Genomic DNA, 20284 nt, shown 5'->3' with positions numbered 1-20284 from the left:
GCCAACGCATCGGTACACCCCGCCCGACGCCGACTGGCACGCACGCACTTTCATGCCGGCAGGTCTCCTGGCTGACAGGTCGGCGCCGGCTCCCGGCCTTCCCGGTGAAACCAGTGGCACGAGGGGGAGATCGGCTCGCTGTCTACAGTTGCGGGGGCAGCCACAGCGGCGCGGTGCGCGCCCTGTGTTCCCTCTTCGGCCCCGAAGGGCACCGGCGAACGAACGGCCGTAGCATACCCGATTTCCCCCGCGCTTCGCGACCGCCGAGCGGGCATCGTGGCCGAAGCGAAATGCGGCCCGGCGTCGGCGGGCCGGCAGATGAAACGCGCGCTGGAACACGGTACCATGCCGACTTTCGCAATGCGGACGGCCGCACCGGCGCCATACCGGCGCCGTGCGGCGACTCGATGGAACCGGACGATGGGGAAGGGTGCATGACGGCGTGGCTGACGGTAGTGGGCATCGGCGACGACGGCTACGCGGGGCTCGGGCGCAGCGCACGGCGCGCGCTGCTCGAGGCGTCGCGGGTCGTCGGCGCGAAGCGGCACCTCGACATGCTGCCCGCGCGGCTGCGGGCCGAACGCGCCGCGTGGCCGTCGCCATTCGACCTGTCGGGCCTGCTCGCGCGACGCGGTTCGCCCGTCTGCGTGCTGGCGAGCGGCGACCCGATGCTGTTCGGCGTCGGCGCGACACTCGCGCGCGAACTATCCCCCGACGAATGGCGCGTGCTGCCCGCACCGTCGTCGCTGTCGCTGGCGGCCGCGCGGCTCGGCTGGGCATTGCAGGACGTCGGCGCGGTGTCGCTCGTCGGCCGGCCGCTCGCGACGCTCGCGCGCCATCTGCTGCCGGGCCGGCGCCTGTTCGTGCTGAGCGCCGACGGCCGCACGCCGGCCACGGTCGCCGCCGAACTCGCCGCGCGCGGCTTCGGCCCGACGCGCATCAGCGTGTTCGAACACATCGGCGGGCCGCTCGAGCGGCGCATCGACGGTCTCGCGCAAGACTGGAACATCGACGAGACCGCCGCGCTCAATCTCGTCGCGCTCGACTGCCAGGCCGGCCCCGATGCGCCGCGCCGCGCACTCACGCCCGGCCTGCCCGACGACGCGTACCGCCACGACGGCCAGCTCACCAAGCGCGACATGCGCGCGCTGACGCTCGGACGCCTCGCGCCCGCGCCCGGCGAACTGCTGTGGGACGTCGGCGCGGGCAGCGGCTCGATCGGCATCGAATGGATGCGCGCGCATCCGTCGTGCCAGACGATTGCGATCGAGTCGCATGCGGAGCGCCAGCGCTTCATCGAGCACAACCGCGACGCGCTCGGCGTGCCGGGGCTGCAACTCGTCGCGGGACGCGCGCCCGCCGCGCTCGCGGGGCTCGCTGCGCCCGACGCGATCTTCATCGGCGGCGGCGCGACCGTGCCCGGCGTGCTCGACGCGTGCTGGACGGCACTGAAGCCCGGCGGCCGGCTCGTCGCGAATGCGGTCACGCTGCAGGGCGAGCTCGCGCTCGCCGCGTGGCGCGGGATGCACGGCGGCACGCTCACGCGCGTATCGCTCGCGCACGCCGAGCCGCTCGGCCGCTTCGACACGTGGCGGCAGCCGTTGCCCGTCACCCTGTACGACGTGCGCAAACCCGATGCCACGGCAACGGACCTCACGGACCCCGCGTGATGCGCGACGAAACCCCCGAACAACCGGCGCCGCTGCGCTTCGGCTACACGACCGGCAGCTGCGCGACCGCGACGTCGCTCGCCGCCGCGCGCCTGCTGCTGGCGGGGCACGCGGTCGACGCCGTCGAGATCGTACTGCCGAAGGGGCAGCACGTGATGATGCGGCTGGCGTTCTGCCGGACGACGGCCGACGGCGCGGAAGCCGGCACGATCAAGGATGCCGGCGACGATCCGGACGTCACGCACGGCGCGCTCGTCTTCGCGCGCGTCGCGCTCGCGGCCGCGCCCGGCGTGCGTTTTCACGCGGGGCCGGGTGTCGGCACCGTCACGCGCGCCGGACTCACGCTGCCGGTCGGCGAACCGGCGATCAATCCGGTGCCGCGCCAGATGATGACCACGCACCTCGACGCGCTCGCGGCCGAATTCGGCTATGCAGGCGGCTTCGACGTGACGATCGGCGTCGAGGGCGGCGAGGCGCTCGCGCTGAAGACGATGAACCCGCGCCTCGGCATCGTCGGCGGATTGTCGATCCTCGGCACGACCGGCATCGTGCGGCCGTTCTCGTGCTCGGCGTACATCGCGTCGATCCATCAGGGCATCGACGTCGCCCGCGCGAACGGGATCGCGCACATCGCCGCGTGCACCGGCAACGCGAGCGAGGATGCGATGCGCGCGCACTACGGCCTGCCCGACATGGCGCTGATCGAAATGGGCGATTTCGCCGGCGCGGTGCTCAAGCACCTGCGCCGCGCGCCGGTCGCGCGCCTGTCGATGTGCGGCGGCTTCGGCAAGCTCAGCAAGCTCGCGGCGGGCCATCTGGATCTGCACAGCCGCCATTCGAGCATCGACCTGCCGCTGCTTGCGCAGTGGGCGGCCGAGGCGGGCGCGAACGCCGCGCTGCAGGCCGCGATGCGCGCGGCGAACACGAGCCAGGAAGCGCTCAAGCTCGCGCAGGCCGACGGCGTGCCGCTCGGCGACATCGTCTGCGCGCATGCGCTGCGGGTCGCGCGCGACATCGTGCCGCCATCGGTCGCGGTCGAAATGTTCGCGATCGACCGGCAGGGTCGCTTCGTCGGGAGCGCACGATGAGCGCGCGCATCCTGCTGCTCGGCGGCACCGGCGACGCGCTGAAGATCGCGCGCACACTCGGCCCGCAACACGTCTACAGCCTCGCGGGCCTCGGCAAGGTGCCCGACGACTTGCGCTGCGAAGTGCGCGTCGGCGGCTTCGGCGGCGCGGCGGGGCTCGCCGCGTACCTGCGTGGCGCCGGCATCGGCCTCGTGATCGACGCGACGCATCCGTATGCCGCGCGAATCAGCGCGAACGCGGCGGCCGCCGCGCGCGACGCGGGCGTGCCGCTGTGGGCGCTGCGCCGCGCGCCGTGGGCGCCGCAACCCGGCGACGACTGGCGGATGGTCGACGACTGGGCCGGCATCGAGGCCGCGCTCGCGCCGTTCCGGCGGCCGCTGTTCACGCTCGGTCGCGAACCGCTCGCGCATCTCGACGAGATTCCGCCGCACCAGTTCTGGCTGGTGCGCTGCCTCGATGCGCATCCCGGCAACGCGCGCGCGCAGATCCTCGCCGCGCGCGGGCCGTTTACGCTCGACGGCGAGCGCGCGCTGTTCGCGCTCGCGGGCATCGACGTCGTCGTCAGCAAGAACAGCGGCGGCGCCGCGACCGAGGCCAAACTCGACGTCGCGCGCGAACGCAGGCTGCCGGTCGTGATGCTGCGCCGGCCGGCGCTGCCCGACGCCGATCGCGCGTTCGACTCGGCCGCCGCGCTGCTCGATGCGCTCGACCCGAGCGCGCGCGTGTGACGCCGCGCGCCGGCTGCCCCATGAATTGACGGAGATTTTTCGATGACGGTGTATTTCATCGGCGCGGGCCCCGGCGACCCGGAGCTGATCACGGTGAAGGGCCAGCGTCTCGTGCGCACGTGCCCGGTGATTCTGTACGCAGGCTCGCTCGTGCCGCCGGCCGTGCTCGACGGCCATCGCGCGGAGCAGGTCGTCAATACGGCCGAGCTCGACCTCGATGCGATCGTCGCGCTGCTCGCCGCCGCGCATGCGAAAGGCCAGGACGTCGCGCGCGTGCATTCGGGCGATCCGTCGCTGTACGGCGCGATCGGCGAACAGATCCGCCGGCTGAAAGCCCTCGGGATTCCGTACGAAATCGTACCCGGCGTGACGGCCACGGCCGCGTGCGCGGCGACGCTCGGTGTCGAGCTGACGCTGCCCGGTGTCGCGCAGACGGTGATCCTCACGCGCTTCGCGGGCAAGACGACGATGCCGGAAGGCGAAGCGCTCGGCGCGCTCGCCGCGCATCGCGCGACGCTCGTGATCCATCTCGGCGTGCGGCATCTCGCGCGGATCGTCGACGAAGTGCTGCCGCATTACGGGCCCGCCTGCCCGGTCGCGGTGATCTACCGGGCGAGCTGGCCCGACGAGGAACGCGTGACCGGCACGCTGGCCGACATCGTCGGCAAGGTGCAGGACACGCGGATCGAGCGCACCGCGCTGATCCTGATCGGGCGCGTGCTCGATGCGGAGGGGTTCGCGGATTCGACGCTGTATGCGAGCGGCAGTTGATTGCGCGTGCACGGAACGCAACGCACTTCGCGTTTCGAGGCATCGCGGCGACGGGTTTTCTCGCGAGCCGGCCCGCCGATCAATGCCCCTGGCCGAACGGCGGCAACCGTGCCATCCGGCGTGACCGAACAACGACGAACGACCGCGCACCCGCCACGAACCGGCTCAACGCCGTCACACGCAGCGCCTGACTCGCGCTACGCCCGCGCAACGCGCCGCGCAAACCGCGGCGCGAACCCCGTCGCCAGCGCGAACAGCACGACGCACAGGCAAGCCATCGCGACCCACGCGGGCGACAGATCCGCGAGATGCTGGCGCACGATGCCCGCCGCGAACGGAAACAACCCGGCGATCAGATAGCCGACGCCCTGCACGAACCCCGTCAACGACGCCGCGTCGGCCGGTGTCGCCGCATGATCGACCGTGACGATCAGCGACAACGGAAACAGCGCGCCGATACCGGCACCCATCAGCAGCGCAGCCGGCAACGCAAGTGCCTGCGGCGCGGCCAGCATCACCAGCAGCCCCGCGAGCAGCGACGCGATCGCCGCGTGCAGCGCGGGCCGGCGATCGGGCAGGCGGTCGATCGTCGCCGAGACCGCGAGCCCCGCGACGACTTCGGCGAGCGTCACGCCGCCGAGCAGGCTGCCGGCCGCGGTCGGCGACCAGCCGAGCCGCATGTAGTACGGCGGCAGCCATGCCAGCACGAGGGTATAGGCGCCCGTCGCGATCCCGAAGAACAGCGCGAGCCGCCACGCGCGCGGCGAGCGCGACGGCCGCGCCTGCACCATCGACGCCGACGTCGGCACGGACACCCACGCGTCGCCGCCCCGGCTGGCCAGCGGCCACGCGAGCGCCGCGAGCGCGGCCGGCAGCGCCCAGCCCGCGAGCGCGACCAGCCAGCCCCAGCGGGCCGCGGCGAACGGCGCGACGACGCTCGCGAGCACCGCACCGCCCATGATCGACGTCGAATAGACGCCCATCGCGCCGCCGATCCGCGTCGCGAAATGCGCCTTCACGAATCCCGGCAGCAACGCCTGCACCATCGCGATCCCGAGGCCCGCGCAGCATGCGCTCGCGAGCAGCAGCCATGCGTGCTGCGCGCCGATGCGCGACGCGCAGGCGAAGCCGATCAGCGCGACGCCCAGCCATACGCCGCCCACGATTCCCGTCACGCGCTGCAGCCGCCGCGCGCTCAACGCGCCCAGGCCCATCAGCAGGATCGGGATGGTGGTCAGCAGGCTCGCCGCGCCGTCGCCGATGCCGGTCGCGCGCTGGATCATGTCGAGCAGCGGACCGATCGCGGCCAGCGCCGGCCGCAGGTTCAGTCCGACCAGCACGATGGCGGCAAGCCGCCATCCGGGAGAAGTGAAGCGATTCATGGAACGGCCCTCGGTGTCGGTGCGCGACACGTCCGTCAGGGGCGCCGCGCGTTTTCATGTAAAGTGTCTCGACATCAAGATAAATGCCGATTTATCTCGACGTCAAGATAACTGGTGAGCCGAGGAGGGTTAATGGATCGAGCCGCGCATGCGCTCGCGCAATGGCGCGTCGAGCGCCCGGATCTGGACGCGTCGTCGATGCTCGTGATGGGACGGCTGCAGGAGGCCGCGCTGGTGATCGCGCGCGACGGTCTCAATCCGTTGTTCGCGCGCTACGGGATGCAGCCAGGCGAATTCGACGTGCTGGCGACGCTGCGGCGCAGCGGCGCGCCGTTCGCGCTGACGCCGACCGCGCTGTACGACGCGCTGATGATGTCGTCGGGCGGGATGACCGCGCGCATCGACCGGCTGCAGAAGGCCGGATGGGTCGAGCGCCGGCCGAACCCGGCCGACGGCCGCGGCACGCTCGTCGCGCTGACCGACGCCGGCCGCGCGCTGATCGACGATGCGGTGGTCGCGCACGTCGACAATCAGCGCGCGATGCTGGCCGCGCTGTCGAAGGCGGAGCAGGCGCAGCTTTCAGCGCTGCTGGCAAAGCTGCTGGCGGGACTGGGAGAAGCGGCGTCGACGTCCGCCGAAAAATAGCGCCGCCGAATCGGCGCGCCGAATGAACGCAGCGAGCGGGAAACGGAAACGCCGGACGGAAGCGGGAGAATCGCCCGCCGCGCGATGCGGCGGGCCAGGCAGAGCGCGGGCCGCGAAGTGCGCCCGCTGCGCGGCTCAGCCGCGTGCGGGGATGTTGAGCCCGCGCGCGACGGCCGGACGCGCGACGAACGCATCGAGCGCCCGCGCGACATGCTTGAATTCGCCGAAGCCGACCAGGTCGCCCGCTTCGTAGAAACCGACGAGGTTACGCACCCACGGGAAGATCGCGATGTCGGCGATCGTGTACGTGTCGCCCATCACCCACTTGCGGTTCGCCAGATGCGCGTCGAGCACGGCGAGCAGGCGCTTCGATTCGGCGACGTAGCGGTCGCGCGGACGCTTGTCTTCGTAATCGCGGCCCGCGAACTTGTGGAAGAAGCCGACCTGCCCGAACATCGGGCCGATGCCGCCCATCTGGAACATCACCCACTGGATCGTCTCGTAGCGGCCCGCGGGATCCTTCGGGATCAGCTGGCCCGTCTTGTCCGCGAGATAGATCAGGATCGCGCCGGATTCGAACAGCGGCAGCGGCCGGCCGTCCGGGCCGTTCGGATCGATGATCGCCGGGATCTTGTTGTTCGGGTTCAGCGACAGGAATTCGGGCGACAGCTGGTCGTCGGTGTCGAAGCGCACGAGGTGCGGCTCGTACGGCAGGCCGGTTTCCTCGAGCATGATCGACACCTTGACGCCGTTCGGCGTCGGCAGCGAGTACAGCTGCAGACGGTCGGGATGCTGGGCAGGCCATTTCTTCGTGATCGGGAAGGCGGACAGATCGGGCATGGAGGTTCGCTCGTCAACGTGGAGGATCCGCGCTCCGCCGTCCTGCCACGCATCGCTGAGCGCCCCTGACATCGCGACAGGAACGGGACGAACGCTTCGACAGGCGGGCGGGGCGCGCCGAAAACGCCCACTGTAGCCGATCCCCGCGATCGTTGCAGACGGCGGCCGCGCGCCGTGCCCGAGCACCGCCGCGTCGCGTTGCCGCTTCGTCAGAAGTTGTGCCGCAGCCCGAGCATCGCGGCGGTCGTGCCGACCCCGGGCGCGACCGGCTGCCCGTACACGAGCATCTGGTTCATCGTGCCGCGGTTGTTCACGTGGCCGACCTGCGCATACACCATCGTCCGCTTCGACAGGCTGTAGTCGGCCGTGAGCACGACGGCCGTCGACCGGTTCTCGGCGCGGTTGCGGTCCTTCAGGTAGTACACGGCGGAGGCGACCTGCAGCGCGGGCGTGAAGCGATAGCCGATGCCGGCCGACAGCATGTCGAGGTTCACCTTGTCCGCATGCGACGGATTCCGGCCGTTGCCGTACGACGCCGACACCGATAAATCGCGGATCGTGTATCTCGCGCCGACATAGACGAAGCGGTTGTTGTCGACGCCGGTCGGCGCGACACCCGGCGCCGGATTCGTGTCGTGACCGTTGTAGTAGACGGCCGATGCATTGAGCCCGTAGTTCGAGTAACGCAGCACGACCGACTCGCGCGTGCCGCCCTGGAACTGCCCGGCGACGCCGCCGGGTGCGTATTCGAGCGCGATCGACGCGCCCGCGAACGTCGGCGACTGATAGACCAGCGCATTGCTGTCGTACAGCGCGCCGATCGCGCCGTTGGTGCTCGTTCCCGGCCAGCCGGCCGCGGTGTTCAGGCCGAGCCACGCGGTCAGCACGCTGCCGAAGAACTGCGCGTTGCGCACGTCGGTGTCGGCCATCGCGTAGATCATCGGCACGATCTGGCGGCCGGCCGTGAACGTGCCGAACGGCCCCGACACGCCGAGCGACGCCACCTGGTTGAAGATCGCGACGGCGCCCGGCGTGTCGCTCAGCTGCATCTTGCCGGTGCCGCTGTCGAACGAACCCTGCAGCTTGAAGTTGACCTTGTAGCCGCCACCCAGGTCCTCGCTGCCCTTGATACCCCAGAAGCTCGAATAGATGCCGCCGTCCTTCATGCGGAACACCTTGCCGGTGTTCGGCGCTTTCGGGCCGAACGACGCGGCCGACGTGCTCTGGTACAGCAGGCCCGTGTCGACCACGCCGTACAGCGTGACGGAGGATTGCGCATGCGCGAGCGCCGAACAGCCGGCAAGCGCCGCGAGCGCGGCCAGTTTCGTCTTCATCGAAGTCTCCAGGATCGTAATGGACCGCACGGGATCGAGCCCGGGCGGGTAGAGCGGGGGAAGCATCGAGGCAGGCGGGAAGGCGCGTGAGGCGACGCCGGTGCGAGCCGTGCGGAAAGGTTACGCAACGACGCGCGGCCGCTCCCCCCCATGCGCGGGGGGCAGGGTTGCGGAGAATCGAAGGGCAGCCGGCGACGGGGTTGCCGTCAACGGCCGGGCAAGGCCGCTACGGACGTGCGCAGGCGGCGTTCAAGGCGCGCTTTCGAGCAATCCGAGCACCAGCGCGCGGCGCACCGCGTGCTTGCGCGAGCTGGCGTCGAGCTTGCCGAACAGGTTCTTCAGGTGCCACTTCACGGTTTCCTCGCCGACGGCGAGCGCCACCGCGATTTCCTTGTTCGACAGGTTGCGCGCGAGCAGTTCGAGAATCGCGCGTTCCTTGGGCGTCAGCACGACGCTCGGCACCGCGCGCGGGCTCGCCGGGCTGCGCGGTGCGGGCGGCACGATGCGCGGCTGCGGCTGCGCGGGCCGCACGGGGCCGTCGCCCGCGGCCGCTTCGTCGCCGATGCGGCGCGCCCAGTCGGCGACGGCCGGATGCGCGTCGGCGAGCGTGCGCGTGAGGCCGAACATGTCCGCGAGGTTCATCGCCTCGTCGAGCAGCGCGCGGCCGCCGTGTCCGGACTGTTCGAGCGCGAACGCGCTGAGCGCCATGATCTCGATGCGCTCGCGTCCCATGCTCATCTCGCGCGCCAGCACCGCCGCTTCGTCGAGCGCCGCGCACGCATCGTCCCAGCGGCGCGCGGCAAGCGCGGCGCCCGCATGCGCCGTCGCCTGCAGCAGCACGACGGGGCGTCGCCACAGCGGCCCGTGCGACGGAAACTCGGCCGCGGCGATCGCATCGATCCGTTCCACGAGCGCATGGCAGGTCGCCTCGCGATAGCGGGCCGCGTGAATGCGCACCTGCTCGGCGAGACTCGCGACCGACAGGCGCGGCAGCCGGCGCGCGACACCCATCGCGTCGAGCGCCTCGAGCAGGTCGATCGCGCGGTGCTCGACGCCGTGCAGCAGCGCGATGCGCGCGGCCGTCCGGTAGCCGAGCAGCACGGTGTCGGGCGTGCCCGCGTGCTCGAGCACGTCGAGCCGGTTCGCGAGCAGCGCGGCGGCCTGGTCGACGCGATCGGCCTCGTACGCGATCGCCGCGCACATCGCCGCGAGCATGCAGGTCAGCGGATGGCGGCGCCCAAGGTCGGCTTCCGCGCGCGCGAGTGCCGGCGACAACGCGTCGTCCGCGAGCCGGATCTGGCCTTCGCGCAGGTAGCTCAGGCCGGTGATCAGTTCGCCCCAGCGCGCGACGTAGCCGAATCCGGCCGCCGTCTCGCCGCGCGGCGCCACCTGCTGGAAGCGGCGTGCCTGCGCCGGTTCGCCGACGATGATCGCGCGCGCCGACAGGCGGTTCGCATGCATCTGCGCGAGCCACGTCGCCGCGGGCGGCACGAAGTCGGCCCACGGTTCGAACAGCTCGACGAACCGGTCGATTTCATCCGCGTAATAGGCCGCCGCGCTGAGGATCAGCGCGCATTCGTAGCGCATCGCGGCCGGCGTGCCGGCATCGGCCAGGATACCGGCGATCTGGCGCTGCGCCTCGACATGGCGCTCGCCGAGTGCCAGCGCCCAGGCGACCGCGATCCGCAGCGTGGGGCGCTTGTCGAGTTCCGCATCGGGCAGCAGCGCGAGCCAGTCGAGCACGTCGTTGATGCGGCCCTGCTTGATCGCGTCCTCGAGGCAGCGCTGCGCAAGCGCGTATGCCGTGTCGAACTGGCCGGCCGCGTACGCGTGGCGCGCGGCTTCCTCCGTCATCCCATGCGCGTCGAGCCACGCGGCCGCGCGCGCGTGCAGCGCGCTGCGCTCGGCGTCGGGGCTCGCCGCGAGGCGGTCGCGCAACGTATCGCGCACGAGCGGATGCAGCCGGCACCAGTCGGAATCGTCGGACGCGATGAACAGCGGCGTGTCGCGCGCGAGCCGCGCGAGCCGGTCGGGGGCGTTTGCGTCGTCGAGCAGCGCGGCGCACAGCGACGGATGCAGGCGATCGGCGACGCTCGTGCGCGTGAGGAACGCGGTGTCGTCGGCCGACAAATTCGCGAGCAGCAGCTCGACGAGCCGGTCGCGGGTGCCGTCCATCCGCGCGGCAAGCGCGTCGACGGCCTGGCGCGGATCGGCCGAGCGCGCCATCGCGGCCATCGCGAGCTGCAGCCCGAGCGGCCAGCCGTCGACGCGTTCGAACAGGCGCGCGCACGCGTCGGCGTCGACCCGCTGCGCAAAGCGCGCGCCGACCAGCGCGATCGTCTCGTCGAGCGTGAAGCGCAGCCAGTCGGGGCCCGCGAGCGTGCATTGCCCGCCGGCGAGCAGGTCGCCGGCCGCGTGATCGAGCCCGCGCCGGGCCGCGACGACCACCCGCAGGTTCTGCGGCGCGTTGTGCAGCACGTAGGTCAGCGCGTCGAGGCCGGCGGGCGGCAGCCGCTCCGCGTCGTCGACGATCAGCAGCGCGTCGATCGACAGTTGCGCGACTTCGGCGAGCCAGGCGGTCAGTCCTTCCAGCGCGCGGGCCGCGCCGTCCGGAATCAGGCGCCCGAAGCCGGGCCGCGCGCAACCGGTGCGCACCGCCTGCACGAGCCCCTGCAGCAGGCGCGGCGCGTCGTCGCGCTCGTCGGCGGACAGCCACACGACCGCGCGGCCGAGCGCGAGGGATTCGCGCCGCCATTGCGCGAGCAGCGAGGTCTTGCCGTAGCCGGCCGGCGCCTGCACGAGCGTGACGGGCCGCGCGTCGAACGCCGGCGCGGCAAGGCTCAGCCGCGCACGCGCGAGCAACTGCGCCGGCACGCGCGGCGCGGTCGTCTTCAGCACGAGTTCGGTGGGGGGCGCGTCGGCGCGATCGGGTGGGTGGGCCATCGGGGCAGGAGTCGGAATCCGGCGATGCCGTGCGGGCCAGCGTCCGGGGTGGGCGTGGGGGGAAGGATCGACCGAAGCGCGTTCGCGCGTCAATCCCCCCCGCGACGAGTGGGGCCGCACCGCCGCCCGGTCGATAGCATGGGTTCCGATGCGTGACGAACGCAACCGACGAATGCAACGAGGAGGGACCATGAACATCGTATCGACCGGCGCGCGACGCAGCGCACCGAGCGCCGGATAAGCGGAGCGGCACGATGTATCGCCATCTGCTCGTGACGGTCGACGGCGTGCCCGGCGGCATCGATGCGATCGGCCATGCGCTCGAACTGGCGCGTGCGGTCGGCGCGCGGGTCACGTTCGTGCTGTCCGCCGCCGCGCCGGACTCGCGTTTATCCGGAGCGCGGATGCCGGAACACGGTGCGAAAGTGGAAGCCGCCGCACGGGCGCAGGGCCTGTCCCATGCGATCGCAGGGGCCGGCCATCCGGGGGCCGTCCGTCCGGGGGCCGGCGACGCCTCGCCGGCCACGGTCGCCGGCGAGCTCGGCTGCGACCTGATCGCCGTCGCGGCGCTGCCGCACGATGCCGATGCTGCCGCGACCGCGCAACGGCGGGTGCTGCTGGCGACGAGCGGCGTGCCGGTGCTCGTGTGCCCGGCACGGCGTGCGCCGGCCGAGGCGCGCGTGATGGCCCGCTGTCTCGCGGCGCATCGTGCGCTCGGCGAGCGGCTGCAGGCGCTGACAATCGCGAGCGACGACCCGGACGCGGCAACGCGACCGGCCGGCGACGCGGGCGACCCGCTGGCCGCGCTGGCATCGCTCGCGACGCTGCAGAACGCACGCTTCGGCGCATCCGCCGAAGCACGCCTGTTCGCGGCATTGCGCATGCGGGCGGAGAGCACCGCGGCCGAACTCGACGAGCTCGACCGCCAGCGGCGCCGCGATGCGCACGCGCTCGACGCGCTGGCGCGGCTCGCCGCCGACGGATTGCCGTCGGCCGCGTTCGATGCCGCGCTCGCCGACTATGCGCGCGGTGCGTTCGAGCAGATGGGGCGCATCGAAGGCGTGATTTTCCCGGCCGCGCGGCGCTATCTGGGCGACGCAGACTGGAACGAACTGGACGCGCCCCCGGCGAGCGGCACAGCCGCGACGACGCCGGGCGCGGACGAACCCGACGATGCGTGACGCGCATCCGACTGAATACTTACGGAGAACACGATGGCACATGCAGTGCGATTCCACGAAACCGGCGGCCCCGACGTGCTGCGCTGGGAAGCGGTCGAAGTCGGCGAGCCGGGCGCCGGGCAGGTTCGCCTGCGGCACGAGGCCGTCGGCCTGAACTTCGCCGACACGTACTTCCGCAGCGGCCTGTATCCGGTTCCGCTGCCGGCGGGCATCGGCGTCGAGGCGGCCGGCGTGGTCGAGGCCGTCGGCCCCGGCGTGACGAACGTCGCCGTCGGCGATCGCGTGACCTACACCGGCTTCCTCAACACGCTCGGCGCGTACAGCACCGAACGGCTGATTCCGGCCGCGCCGCTCGTGAAACTGCCCGCCGGCATCGCATGCGAAACGGCCGCGGCGATGACGATGCGCGGGCTGACCTCGGCCTACCTGCTGCGCCGCATCCACGCGTTCGCGCCGGGCGACACGATCCTGCTGCATGCGGCCGCAGGCGGCGTCGGGCTGATCGTGTCGCAATGGGCGAAGCTGCTCGGGCTCACCGTGATCGGCACCGTGTCGAGCGAACACAAGGCCGCGGTCGCCCGCGCACACGGCTGCGACCACACGATCGACTACAGCCGCGAGGACGTCGCGAAACGCGTGCGCGAACTGACGGACGGCGTCGGCGTCGACGTCGTGTTCGACAGCGTCGGCAAGGACACCTTCGAAGGCTCGCTCGATTCGCTGAAGCGGCGCGGGCTGATGGTCTGCGTCGGCACGGCGTCAGGCCCGATCCCGCCGTTCGACCCGCAGCGCCTCGCGATGAAGGGCTCGCTGTACCTGACGCGCCCGGCGCTGGCCGACTACATCGCCGATCCGGCCGAGAAGAACGACCTGGCCGGCGAACTGTTCGCGCACGTCGCGGCCGGCCGCATCCGGATCGAGATCAACCAGCGTTATGCGCTGCAGGACGCGGCGCAGGCGCACCGCGACCTGGAATCGCGCAAGACGACCGGCTCGTCGGTATTCATCGTCTGAGGAGACGCGCATGCGAGTCGAACCCCTGACCTGTGCGATCGGCGCGGAGTTGCTGGACGTGAGCCTCGCCGACGCCGTGCACGACGACGGCCTGTTCGCCGAGATCCGCGCGCAGCTGCTGCGTCATCGCGTGCTGTTCCTGCGCGACCAGGACATCACGCGCGCCGAGCACGTCGCGTTCGCGCGCCGCTTCGGCGAGCTCGAGGATCATCCGGTCGCCGGCAGCGACCCCGAGCACCCGGGCCTCGTGCGGATCTACAAGTCGCCCGACCAGCCGAACGACCGCTACGAGAATGCGTGGCACAGCGATGCGAGCTGGCGCGTGGCGCCGCCGTTCGGCTGCGTGCTGCGCTGCATCGACGGTCCGCCGGTTGGCGGCGACACGATGTGGGCGAACATGGTGCTCGCGTACGAGCATCTGCCGGAACACGTGAAGCAGCAGATCGCGGACTTGCGCGCGCGTCACAGCATCGAGGCGAGCTTCGGCGCGGCGATGCCGATCGACAAGCGTCTCGCGCTGAAGGCGCAGTATCCGGACGCCGAGCATCCGGTCGTGCGCACGCATCCCGAAACGGGCGAGAAGGTGCTGTACGTGAACGCGTTCACGACGCACTTCACGAACTTCCACACGCCCGGGCGCGTGCGCTACGGGCAGGACGCGAATCCCGGCGCCGGCCAGTTGCTGCAATACCTGATCAGCCAGGCGTATATCCCCGAATACCAGGTGCGCTGGCGCTGGAGGAAGAACAGCGTCGCGATCTGGGACAACCGCGCCACGCAGCATTACGCGGTGATGGACTACCCGCCGTGCGTGCGCAAGATGGAGCGCGCGGGCATCGTCGGCGACGTGCCGTTCTGATCTGAACGCGCCCGCGCCTTGACCGGTTCCTGAAACCCCATGCAACACGCCGGGCCTGCCGCCCGGCGCGACGGGACACGCACGCCCGTACGCCCCGAACACAACGATTCCATCTGGAGGACGACATGCAATTTCTCGACGATTCGCTGCACCCGGAAAACCAGGACAAGGTAGTCATCACGGTCGCGCCGTACGGCCCCGAATGGATGCCCGCGGATTTCCCGGAAGACATTCCGGTGACGATGGACGAGCACGTACAGAAGGCCGTCGACTGCTACAACGCAGGCGCGACGGTGCTGCACCTGCACGTGCGCGAACTCGACGGCAAGGGCAGCAAGCGGCTGTCGAAATTCAACGAGCTGCTCGGCCGGCTGCGCGAGGCGGTGCCCGACATGATCCTGCAGGTCGGCGGCTCGATCTCGTTCGCGCCGGAAGGCGACGGCGCGGAAGCGAAATGGCTGTCCGACGACACGCGCCACATGCTCGCCGAGCTGACGCCGAAGCCCGACCAGGTGACGGTCGCGATCAACACCGTGCAGATGAACATCACCGAGCTGATGAACCGCAAGGACATCGCCGGCACATCGCTGAACGAGGCGGCGCTGTGGGACGCATACCGCGAGATGACCGTGCCGGCCGGCCCCGGCTGGGTCGACGAGCATCTGCGCCGGCTGCAGGCGGCCGGCATCCAGCCGCATTTCCAGCTCACCGGCATGCACGCGCTCGAGACGCTCGAGCGGATCATCCGTCGCGGCGTCTATCGCGGCCCGCTGAACGTCACGTGGGTCGGCATCGGCGGCGGCTTCGACGGCCCGAATCCGTACAACTTCATGGAATTCGTGCGGCGCTGCCCGGACGGCGCGTGCATCACGCTCGAATCGCTGATGAAGAACGTGCTGCCGATCAACACCGTCGCGATGGCGCTCGGGCTGCATCCGCGCTGCGGGATCGAGGACACGATCATCGACCAGAAGGGCAACCGGATGACGTCGGTGCAGCAGGTCGAGCAGTGCGTGCGGATCGCGCGCGAACTCGGCCGCGATATCGCGACCGGCAAGGAGGCGAAGGCGATCTACCGGATCGGCGTGCAGTACGACGGCGTCGACGAGACGCTCGCGCAGCTCGGGATGGCGCCGAACCGCCGGCCCGGCCAGCTGAGCGTGCCGCTGCGCGCGGCCTGACGCACCGCGCATCCGGGCGGCGCGCCCGCGCCGCCCGCCGATCGATGTGGCGCGGCACCCACCCTCGCGCGATGCGCGAGGCAAGCTCCGACGAACGGAGCGGGGCCGCGCAAGCCGCGCCGGCGCATTGCCGCACCGGCGCCGGAGGAGACACGCATGCTGATTCATCACGTCGAGCCGTCGCTGCAGGACGTGGCGGCCACCGGGCGGCGCGCGCCGGCCTATGCCTGGCTCGTGTTCGGGCTGACCGTCGGCCTGCTGCTGTCGGACTACATGTCGCGGCAGGTGCTCAATGCCGTGTTTCCGCTGCTCAAGCACGCGTGGGGGCTGTCGGACACGCAGCTCGGCTCGCTGTCCGGCGTCGTCGCGCTGCTCGTCGGGCTGCTGACGTTTCCGCTGTCGGTGCTCGCCGACCGCTTCGGCCGCGTGCGCAGCATCGTGCTGATGGCCGCGCTGTGGAGCGTCGCGACGCTCGGCTGCGCGCTGTCGACCAACTACGCCGAAATGCTCGTGGCGCGCGGGCTCGTCGGCCTCGGCGAAGCCGCGTACGGCAGCGTCGGCGTCGCGCTGATCCTCAGCATCTTTCCGGCGCGCCTGCGCGCGACGCTGACCGGCGCGTTCATGGCCGGCGGCGCGTTCGGCTCCGTGTTCGGGATGGCGCTCGGCGGTCTCGTCGGCGCGCATCTCGGCTGGCGCTGGTCGTTCGGCGTGATGGCCGCGCTCGGCATCGTGCTGCTCGTCGCGTACCGCGGCATCGTCACCGAACGGCGGCTCGCGGCATGCCGCGTCGAACCGTGCCGGCCCCATGCCGATGCGCCGCGCGACCTGCGCGGCAGCGTGCGCGCGCTGATGTCGGGGCTGTTCGCATCCCGCTCGGTGATCTGCGCGTATGTCGGCAGCGGGCTGCACCTGTTCGTGCCCGGCGCGCTGTTCGCCTGGCTGCCGAGCTACCTGAACCGCTATTACGCGATGGCGCCGGACCGTGCCGCCGTGCTTGCGGCCGGCTTCGTGCTGCTGTCGGGCGTCGGGATGGTCGGCTGCGGGATCGTCACCGACCGCGTCGGACGCGCCGACGGCTCGCGCAAATGGCTGACCGCGATCGCGTATTGCGTGCTGACGGGCGTGTGCCTCGCGATCGCGTTCCGGCTGCCGCCCGGGCCGCTGCAACTCGCGTTGATCTGCGCGGGCATGCTGGTCGGCGCGGGTGCGTCGGGCGCATCGGGCGCGATGGTCGCGAACCTCACGCCGGCCGCGATCCACGCATCGGCGTTCGCCACGCTCACGCTCGCCAACAACCTGCTCGGCATGGCGCCGGGCCCGCTGCTGACGGGGTGGGTCGCCGATCGCGCCGGCCTCGTCGGCGCACTGCAATGGATTCCCGCCGTGCCGCTCGCGGCCGCCGCGCTGTTCGCGATCGGACGCGCGAGCTACGCGGCCGATCTCGCGCGCGTCGAACGCGAACGACGCGCGTCACATCTTTCCTGAACCGAACCCTCCCGGAGGCAGCATGACCCTGGCGACCGCGCCCACCATCCTGATCGTGCCCGGCTTGCGCGATCACGTCGAAGATCACTGGCAGACGCATCTGCAACGGCGCCTGCCGAACGCCCGCGCCGTCGCGCCGCTCGAAGCCGACAAGCTGAGCCGCGCCGCGCGCGTCGCGGCGCTCGATGCGGCGCTGGCCGCGATCGACGGCCCCGTGATCCTCGTCGCGCACAGCGCGGGTGTGATGATCACCGTGCATTGGGCCCTGCAGGCCACGCGTGCCATCGACGGCGCGCTGCTCGCCGCACCGGCCGATCTCGATACGCCGATGCCCGCAGGCTATCCGACACCGGATGCGCTCGACGCGCACGGCTGGACGCCGGTGCCGACCCGGCCGCTGCCATTTCCGAGCATCGTGGCCGCGAGCCGCAACGATCCGCTCGCGCGATTCGAACGCACGCAGGCGCTGGCGGCCGGGTGGGGCAGCCGGCTCGTCGATCTCGGCGAAGTCGGACACCTGAACCCGGCTTCGGGTTTCGGCGAATGGCAGGATGCGGAGCGATTGATCGGGGAGGTGATCGCGCTCCGTGCGGCCTGAGCGCCGTCCGCAACGCGCCGCGCACGCTTTTCATGCCGGCGCGTCCGCCCGAACCGATTCCGGTTCGGCGTCCGTTGATATACGACGTCCTAACATGCGACGTATCCGTCGCAATGGCCAACAAGCACATCCTCGACAAACGGAAGGTTTTTGTTAGGGAAATTCCCGCCCCGCACGGGTCGGTTTTTTGTTGACCGACATCGTATAACGCCGTCATGATTTCCCGAAAGAACGGTCCCATCCACCGACCGAAGCGAGGAGACATGAACACCACCACGATCGCGCGCCGTGTCCGCCGGATCGCCCTGGCGCTGGGCCTGACGCTGTCGGCCGCGGCCGCCGTCGCGGCTCCCGTGTCGCTGAATGTCGTCGACGTCGCGGGCAACCTGCAGCTCACGCAGAAGGCCATCGAGGCGTTCAAGGAAAAGAACCCGAATCTCGTCTCGAACGTCACGTTCACGAACGCGCCCGCGCCGCAGTTGCCGGGCAAGATCAAGGCGATGCAGGCCGCGGGACGGGCCGACATCGACCTCGTGCTGACGGGCACCGACGCGCTGGCCGCGGGCATCGAGCAGAACCTGTGGCTGAAGCTGCTGCCCGACAGCGCGGGCGCGTTCCCCGGCGTGCTCGACAAATACGCGCCCGGCCCGCGCAAGATGCAGGATCTCGCACAAGGCTTCGGTCTCGAAGTGACCTACATGCCGGCCGGCCCGCTGCTCGAATACAACCCGGCCAAGGTCAGCGATCCGCCGAAGACGCCCGAGCAACTGCTCGCGTGGTGCAAGGCGCATCCGAACAAGCTGATCTACGCGCGCCCGGCGAACTCGGGCCCCGGCCGCACCTTCCTGATGGGGCTGCCGTACGTGCTCGGCGACAAGAACCCGCAAGACCCGATCAACGGCTGGGACAAGACCTGGGCGTTCCTGAAGCAGCTCAACGACTGCGTGCCGTACTACCCGGGCGGCACGTCGGCCGTGATGAAGGAGCTCGGCGAAGGCACGCGCGACATGACGGTGACCGTGACCGGCTGGGACCTCAATCCGCGCGCGCTCGGCATCGTGCCGGCCGACTTCCGGGTCCAGGCATTCGACAACATGACGTGGGTCAACGACGCGCACTTCATGGTGATTCCGAAGGGCGTCGCGAAGGACAAGCTCGACGTGCTGTTCAAGCTGATGAACTTCCTGCTCGAACCGGCGCAGCAGGCGATGACCTACGACGACGGCTACTTCTATCCTGGCCCGGCGGTGAAGGGCGTGACGCTCGAGATGGCGCCCGCGCACAGCCAGGAGGTGATCCGGAAGTTCGGCCGCCCCGAGTACGCGAAGCTGCTCGCGGATCGTCCGCACGTGCAGCCGCTCAACGCGCAGGCGATGGTCGCCGCGTTCCAGAAGTGGGACCGCGAGATCGGTTCGCAGAAGTCGAAATGACGCATGAACCCGCGGGCGCCGCGGCGCCCGCGCCGACGGAGTTCGCGTAATGAAGCACAGTTTCGAACGGTTGCGGCTCGACGGCGTGTGCCGCAGCTTCACCAATGCGGAGGGCGCGCAGGTCGCCGCACTGAACGGGCTCGATCTCGACATCCGGCGCGGTGAGTTCATCGCGCTGCTCGGCCCGTCGGGCTGCGGCAAGTCGACCGCACTGAACTGCATCGCCGGGCTGCAGCCGCTCACGAGCGGCGGCATCTGGCTCGACGACACGCGCATCGACGTATTGCCGCCCGAGCGCCGCGGCTTCGGCATGGTGTTCCAGAACTACGCGCTGTTTCCGCACATGTCGGTGCTCGAAAACGTCGGCTTCGGGCTGAAGATGCGCGGCGTGCCGAAGCAGGAAACGCGGCGGCGCGCGCAGCAGGCGCTCGAACTCGTGCAGCTCGTCGGCCACGAGGGCAAGCTGCCCGGGCAGCTGTCGGGCGGGCAGCAGCAGCGCGTCGCGATCGCGCGCGCGATCGTCATCGAGCCGCCGCTCGTGCTGATGGACGAGCCGCTGTCGAACCTCGACACGAAACTGCGCATCGAGATGCGTGCCGAGATCCGCCGCATCCACACGCAGCTCGAACGCGCGACGATCTACGTGACGCACGACCAGGACGAGGCGCTGTCGATGGCCGACCGGATCGTCGTGATGAAGGAGGGCGTCGTGCAGCAGGTCGCGTCGCCGAAAGACGTGTACACGCGCCCGCACAACCTGCACGTCGCACGCTTCATGGGCTATCGCAACGTGCTGCCGTTCACGCTCGAAGGGATGGCCGGCGACTACGTGAACGTCGCCGCGGCGGGCGTGCGGATCGCGGGCGTGCCGATGGCCGGTTTCGACGGCAAGGACGTCGTGGTCGCGCTGCGCCCCGACGACATCGAGCGGGCGGAAGAAGGGGCCGACAACGCATTCGATGCGACCGTCGAAACGGTCGAATACGGCGGCCGCGACTCACTCATCCGCGCGATCACGCCGTTCGGCCCGATCTGGGCGCGGGTCGCCGGCGAATTCGCGGAGGGCGAGCGGTTGCGGCTGCGCGTCGCGCCGGCGCGCACGCTCGTCTATGCGGGAGACGCGCAATGAACGGCC

General features: G+C 70.9%; 17 protein-coding genes and 1 riboswitch. Of the genes, 13 read left to right on the top strand and 4 right to left on the bottom strand.

Going from position 1 to position 20284, the window contains the following annotated elements; translation table 11 throughout:
- Nucleotides 1–39: 39 nt before the first annotated feature.
- Nucleotides 40–231: riboswitch (cobalamin riboswitch) on the bottom strand.
- A gap of 203 nt (nt 232–434) precedes the next feature.
- Genes WS46_RS21680 through cobM form a run of 4 tightly spaced genes read left to right on the top strand, consistent with a single transcriptional unit; the run spans nt 435 to nt 4257 of the window.
- Nucleotides 435–1670: a bifunctional cobalt-precorrin-7 (C(5))-methyltransferase/cobalt-precorrin-6B (C(15))-methyltransferase gene (locus WS46_RS21680; protein WP_059691712.1), complete on the top strand. Its 1236-nt coding sequence runs from the start codon at nt 435–437 to the stop codon at nt 1668–1670.
- Nucleotides 1670–2758 carry a cobalt-precorrin-5B (C(1))-methyltransferase gene (locus tag WS46_RS21675; protein ID WP_059691711.1) on the top strand — a complete coding sequence of 363 codons (1089 nt, stop codon included), beginning with the start codon at nt 1670–1672 and terminating at the stop codon, nt 2756–2758. The genes WS46_RS21680 and WS46_RS21675 overlap by 1 nt, the downstream gene beginning before the upstream one ends.
- Complete coding sequence (locus tag WS46_RS21670; RefSeq protein WP_059691710.1) at nt 2755–3486, top strand: cobalt-precorrin-6A reductase; 732 nt, start codon at nt 2755–2757, stop codon at nt 3484–3486. Before WS46_RS21675 ends, WS46_RS21670 begins: the two co-directional genes overlap by 4 nt.
- A gap of 42 nt (nt 3487–3528) precedes the next feature.
- A complete protein-coding gene (cobM, locus tag WS46_RS21665) occupies nt 3529–4257 on the top strand; it encodes a precorrin-4 C(11)-methyltransferase (protein WP_059691709.1) in 729 nt (242 codons plus the stop codon).
- Between the two features lie 197 nt (nt 4258–4454).
- Here cobM and WS46_RS21655 read toward each other — a convergent pair whose 3' ends face one another.
- Nucleotides 4455–5639, bottom strand: a complete 1185-nt coding sequence (locus tag WS46_RS21655) for an MFS transporter (RefSeq protein ID WP_059691834.1) — start codon at nt 5637–5639, stop codon at nt 4455–4457.
- 132 nt (nt 5640–5771) lie between these two features.
- Here WS46_RS21655 and WS46_RS21650 point away from each other — a divergent pair, with 132 nt between their 5' ends.
- Complete coding sequence (locus tag WS46_RS21650) at nt 5772–6284, top strand: MarR family winged helix-turn-helix transcriptional regulator (RefSeq protein ID WP_059691707.1); 513 nt, start codon at nt 5772–5774, stop codon at nt 6282–6284.
- A gap of 135 nt (nt 6285–6419) precedes the next feature.
- On the opposite strand, the gene WS46_RS21645 is transcribed toward WS46_RS21650, so the two are convergent.
- The 3 genes from WS46_RS21645 to WS46_RS21635 all read right to left on the bottom strand — a co-directional run bounded on the left by WS46_RS21645 (nt 6420) and on the right by WS46_RS21635 (nt 11401).
- Nucleotides 6420–7124 carry a glutathione S-transferase N-terminal domain-containing protein gene (locus WS46_RS21645; RefSeq protein WP_059449704.1) on the bottom strand — a complete coding sequence of 235 codons (705 nt, stop codon included), beginning with the start codon at nt 7122–7124 and terminating at the stop codon, nt 6420–6422.
- Between the two features lie 209 nt (nt 7125–7333).
- On the bottom strand, nt 7334–8458 hold the full coding sequence (locus WS46_RS21640) for a porin (RefSeq protein WP_059691706.1): 1125 nt from the start codon (nt 8456–8458) through the stop codon (nt 7334–7336).
- A gap of 249 nt (nt 8459–8707) precedes the next feature.
- On the bottom strand, nt 8708–11401 hold the full coding sequence (locus tag WS46_RS21635; RefSeq protein WP_059691705.1) for a LuxR C-terminal-related transcriptional regulator: 2694 nt from the start codon (nt 11399–11401) through the stop codon (nt 8708–8710).
- A gap of 254 nt (nt 11402–11655) precedes the next feature.
- On the opposite strand from WS46_RS21635, the gene WS46_RS21630 reads away from it, so the two are divergent.
- From WS46_RS21630 to WS46_RS21595, 8 genes are all read left to right on the top strand, one after another.
- Complete coding sequence (locus WS46_RS21630) at nt 11656–12582, top strand: universal stress protein (RefSeq protein ID WP_059691704.1); 927 nt, start codon at nt 11656–11658, stop codon at nt 12580–12582.
- 33 nt (nt 12583–12615) lie between these two features.
- Complete coding sequence (locus WS46_RS21625) at nt 12616–13596, top strand: quinone oxidoreductase (protein WP_059524340.1); 981 nt, start codon at nt 12616–12618, stop codon at nt 13594–13596.
- 10 nt (nt 13597–13606) lie between these two features.
- Nucleotides 13607–14455, top strand: a complete 849-nt coding sequence (locus WS46_RS21620) for a TauD/TfdA family dioxygenase (protein ID WP_059691703.1) — start codon at nt 13607–13609, stop codon at nt 14453–14455.
- 125 nt (nt 14456–14580) lie between these two features.
- Nucleotides 14581–15636, top strand: a complete 1056-nt coding sequence (locus WS46_RS21615; RefSeq protein WP_059524336.1) for a 3-keto-5-aminohexanoate cleavage protein — start codon at nt 14581–14583, stop codon at nt 15634–15636.
- Between the two features lie 156 nt (nt 15637–15792).
- Nucleotides 15793–17121, top strand: coding sequence for an MFS transporter (locus WS46_RS21610; RefSeq protein WP_059691702.1), 1329 nt, complete (start codon nt 15793–15795; stop codon nt 17119–17121).
- Nucleotides 17122–17143: 22 nt separating this feature from the next.
- Complete coding sequence (locus WS46_RS21605) at nt 17144–17719, top strand: alpha/beta hydrolase (protein WP_059524332.1); 576 nt, start codon at nt 17144–17146, stop codon at nt 17717–17719.
- 263 nt (nt 17720–17982) lie between these two features.
- Nucleotides 17983–19149, top strand: a complete 1167-nt coding sequence (locus WS46_RS21600; RefSeq protein WP_059691701.1) for an ABC transporter substrate-binding protein — start codon at nt 17983–17985, stop codon at nt 19147–19149.
- Nucleotides 19150–19198: 49 nt separating this feature from the next.
- Nucleotides 19199–20278, top strand: a complete 1080-nt coding sequence (locus WS46_RS21595; protein WP_059691700.1) for an ABC transporter ATP-binding protein — start codon at nt 19199–19201, stop codon at nt 20276–20278.
- The last annotated feature ends 6 nt before the right edge of the window (nt 20279–20284 follow it).

It is taken from the genome of Burkholderia sp. RF4-BP95 (genome assembly GCF_001521985.1).
GTDB lineage: Bacteria > Pseudomonadota > Gammaproteobacteria > Burkholderiales > Burkholderiaceae > Burkholderia > Burkholderia diffusa.
Note: the sequence above shows the minus strand (reverse complement) of the source record. Positions and strands in the feature narration are given on the sequence as shown.

Bases quoted from the DNA above. Each gene is read 5' to 3' on its own strand.
- WS46_RS21680 (WP_059691712.1), top strand. From the start codon at position 435: ATGACGGCGTGGCTGACGGTAGTGGGCATCGGCGACGACGGCTACGCG.
- WS46_RS21595 (WP_059691700.1), top strand. From the start codon at position 19,199: ATGAAGCACAGTTTCGAACGGTTGCGGCTCGACGGCGTGTGCCGCAGC.
- WS46_RS21640 (WP_059691706.1), bottom strand. From the start codon at position 8,458: ATGAAGACGAAACTGGCCGCGCTCGCGGCGCTTGCCGGCTGTTCGGCG.
- WS46_RS21630 (WP_059691704.1), top strand. From the start codon at position 11,656: ATGTATCGCCATCTGCTCGTGACGGTCGACGGCGTGCCCGGCGGCATC.
- WS46_RS21605 (WP_059524332.1), top strand. From the start codon at position 17,144: ATGACCCTGGCGACCGCGCCCACCATCCTGATCGTGCCCGGCTTGCGC.
- WS46_RS21645 (WP_059449704.1), bottom strand. From the start codon at position 7,124: ATGCCCGATCTGTCCGCCTTCCCGATCACGAAGAAATGGCCTGCCCAG.
- WS46_RS21610 (WP_059691702.1), top strand. From the start codon at position 15,793: ATGCTGATTCATCACGTCGAGCCGTCGCTGCAGGACGTGGCGGCCACC.
- WS46_RS21600 (WP_059691701.1), top strand. From the start codon at position 17,983: ATGAACACCACCACGATCGCGCGCCGTGTCCGCCGGATCGCCCTGGCG.
- WS46_RS21655 (WP_059691834.1), bottom strand. From the start codon at position 5,639: ATGAATCGCTTCACTTCTCCCGGATGGCGGCTTGCCGCCATCGTGCTG.
- WS46_RS21620 (WP_059691703.1), top strand. From the start codon at position 13,607: ATGCGAGTCGAACCCCTGACCTGTGCGATCGGCGCGGAGTTGCTGGAC.
- WS46_RS21635 (WP_059691705.1), bottom strand. From the start codon at position 11,401: ATGGCCCACCCACCCGATCGCGCCGACGCGCCCCCCACCGAACTCGTG.
- WS46_RS21675 (WP_059691711.1), top strand. From the start codon at position 1,670: ATGCGCGACGAAACCCCCGAACAACCGGCGCCGCTGCGCTTCGGCTAC.
- WS46_RS21670 (WP_059691710.1), top strand. From the start codon at position 2,755: ATGAGCGCGCGCATCCTGCTGCTCGGCGGCACCGGCGACGCGCTGAAG.
- WS46_RS21625 (WP_059524340.1), top strand. From the start codon at position 12,616: ATGGCACATGCAGTGCGATTCCACGAAACCGGCGGCCCCGACGTGCTG.
- WS46_RS21650 (WP_059691707.1), top strand. From the start codon at position 5,772: ATGGATCGAGCCGCGCATGCGCTCGCGCAATGGCGCGTCGAGCGCCCG.
- WS46_RS21615 (WP_059524336.1), top strand. From the start codon at position 14,581: ATGCAATTTCTCGACGATTCGCTGCACCCGGAAAACCAGGACAAGGTA.
- cobM (WP_059691709.1), top strand. From the start codon at position 3,529: ATGACGGTGTATTTCATCGGCGCGGGCCCCGGCGACCCGGAGCTGATC.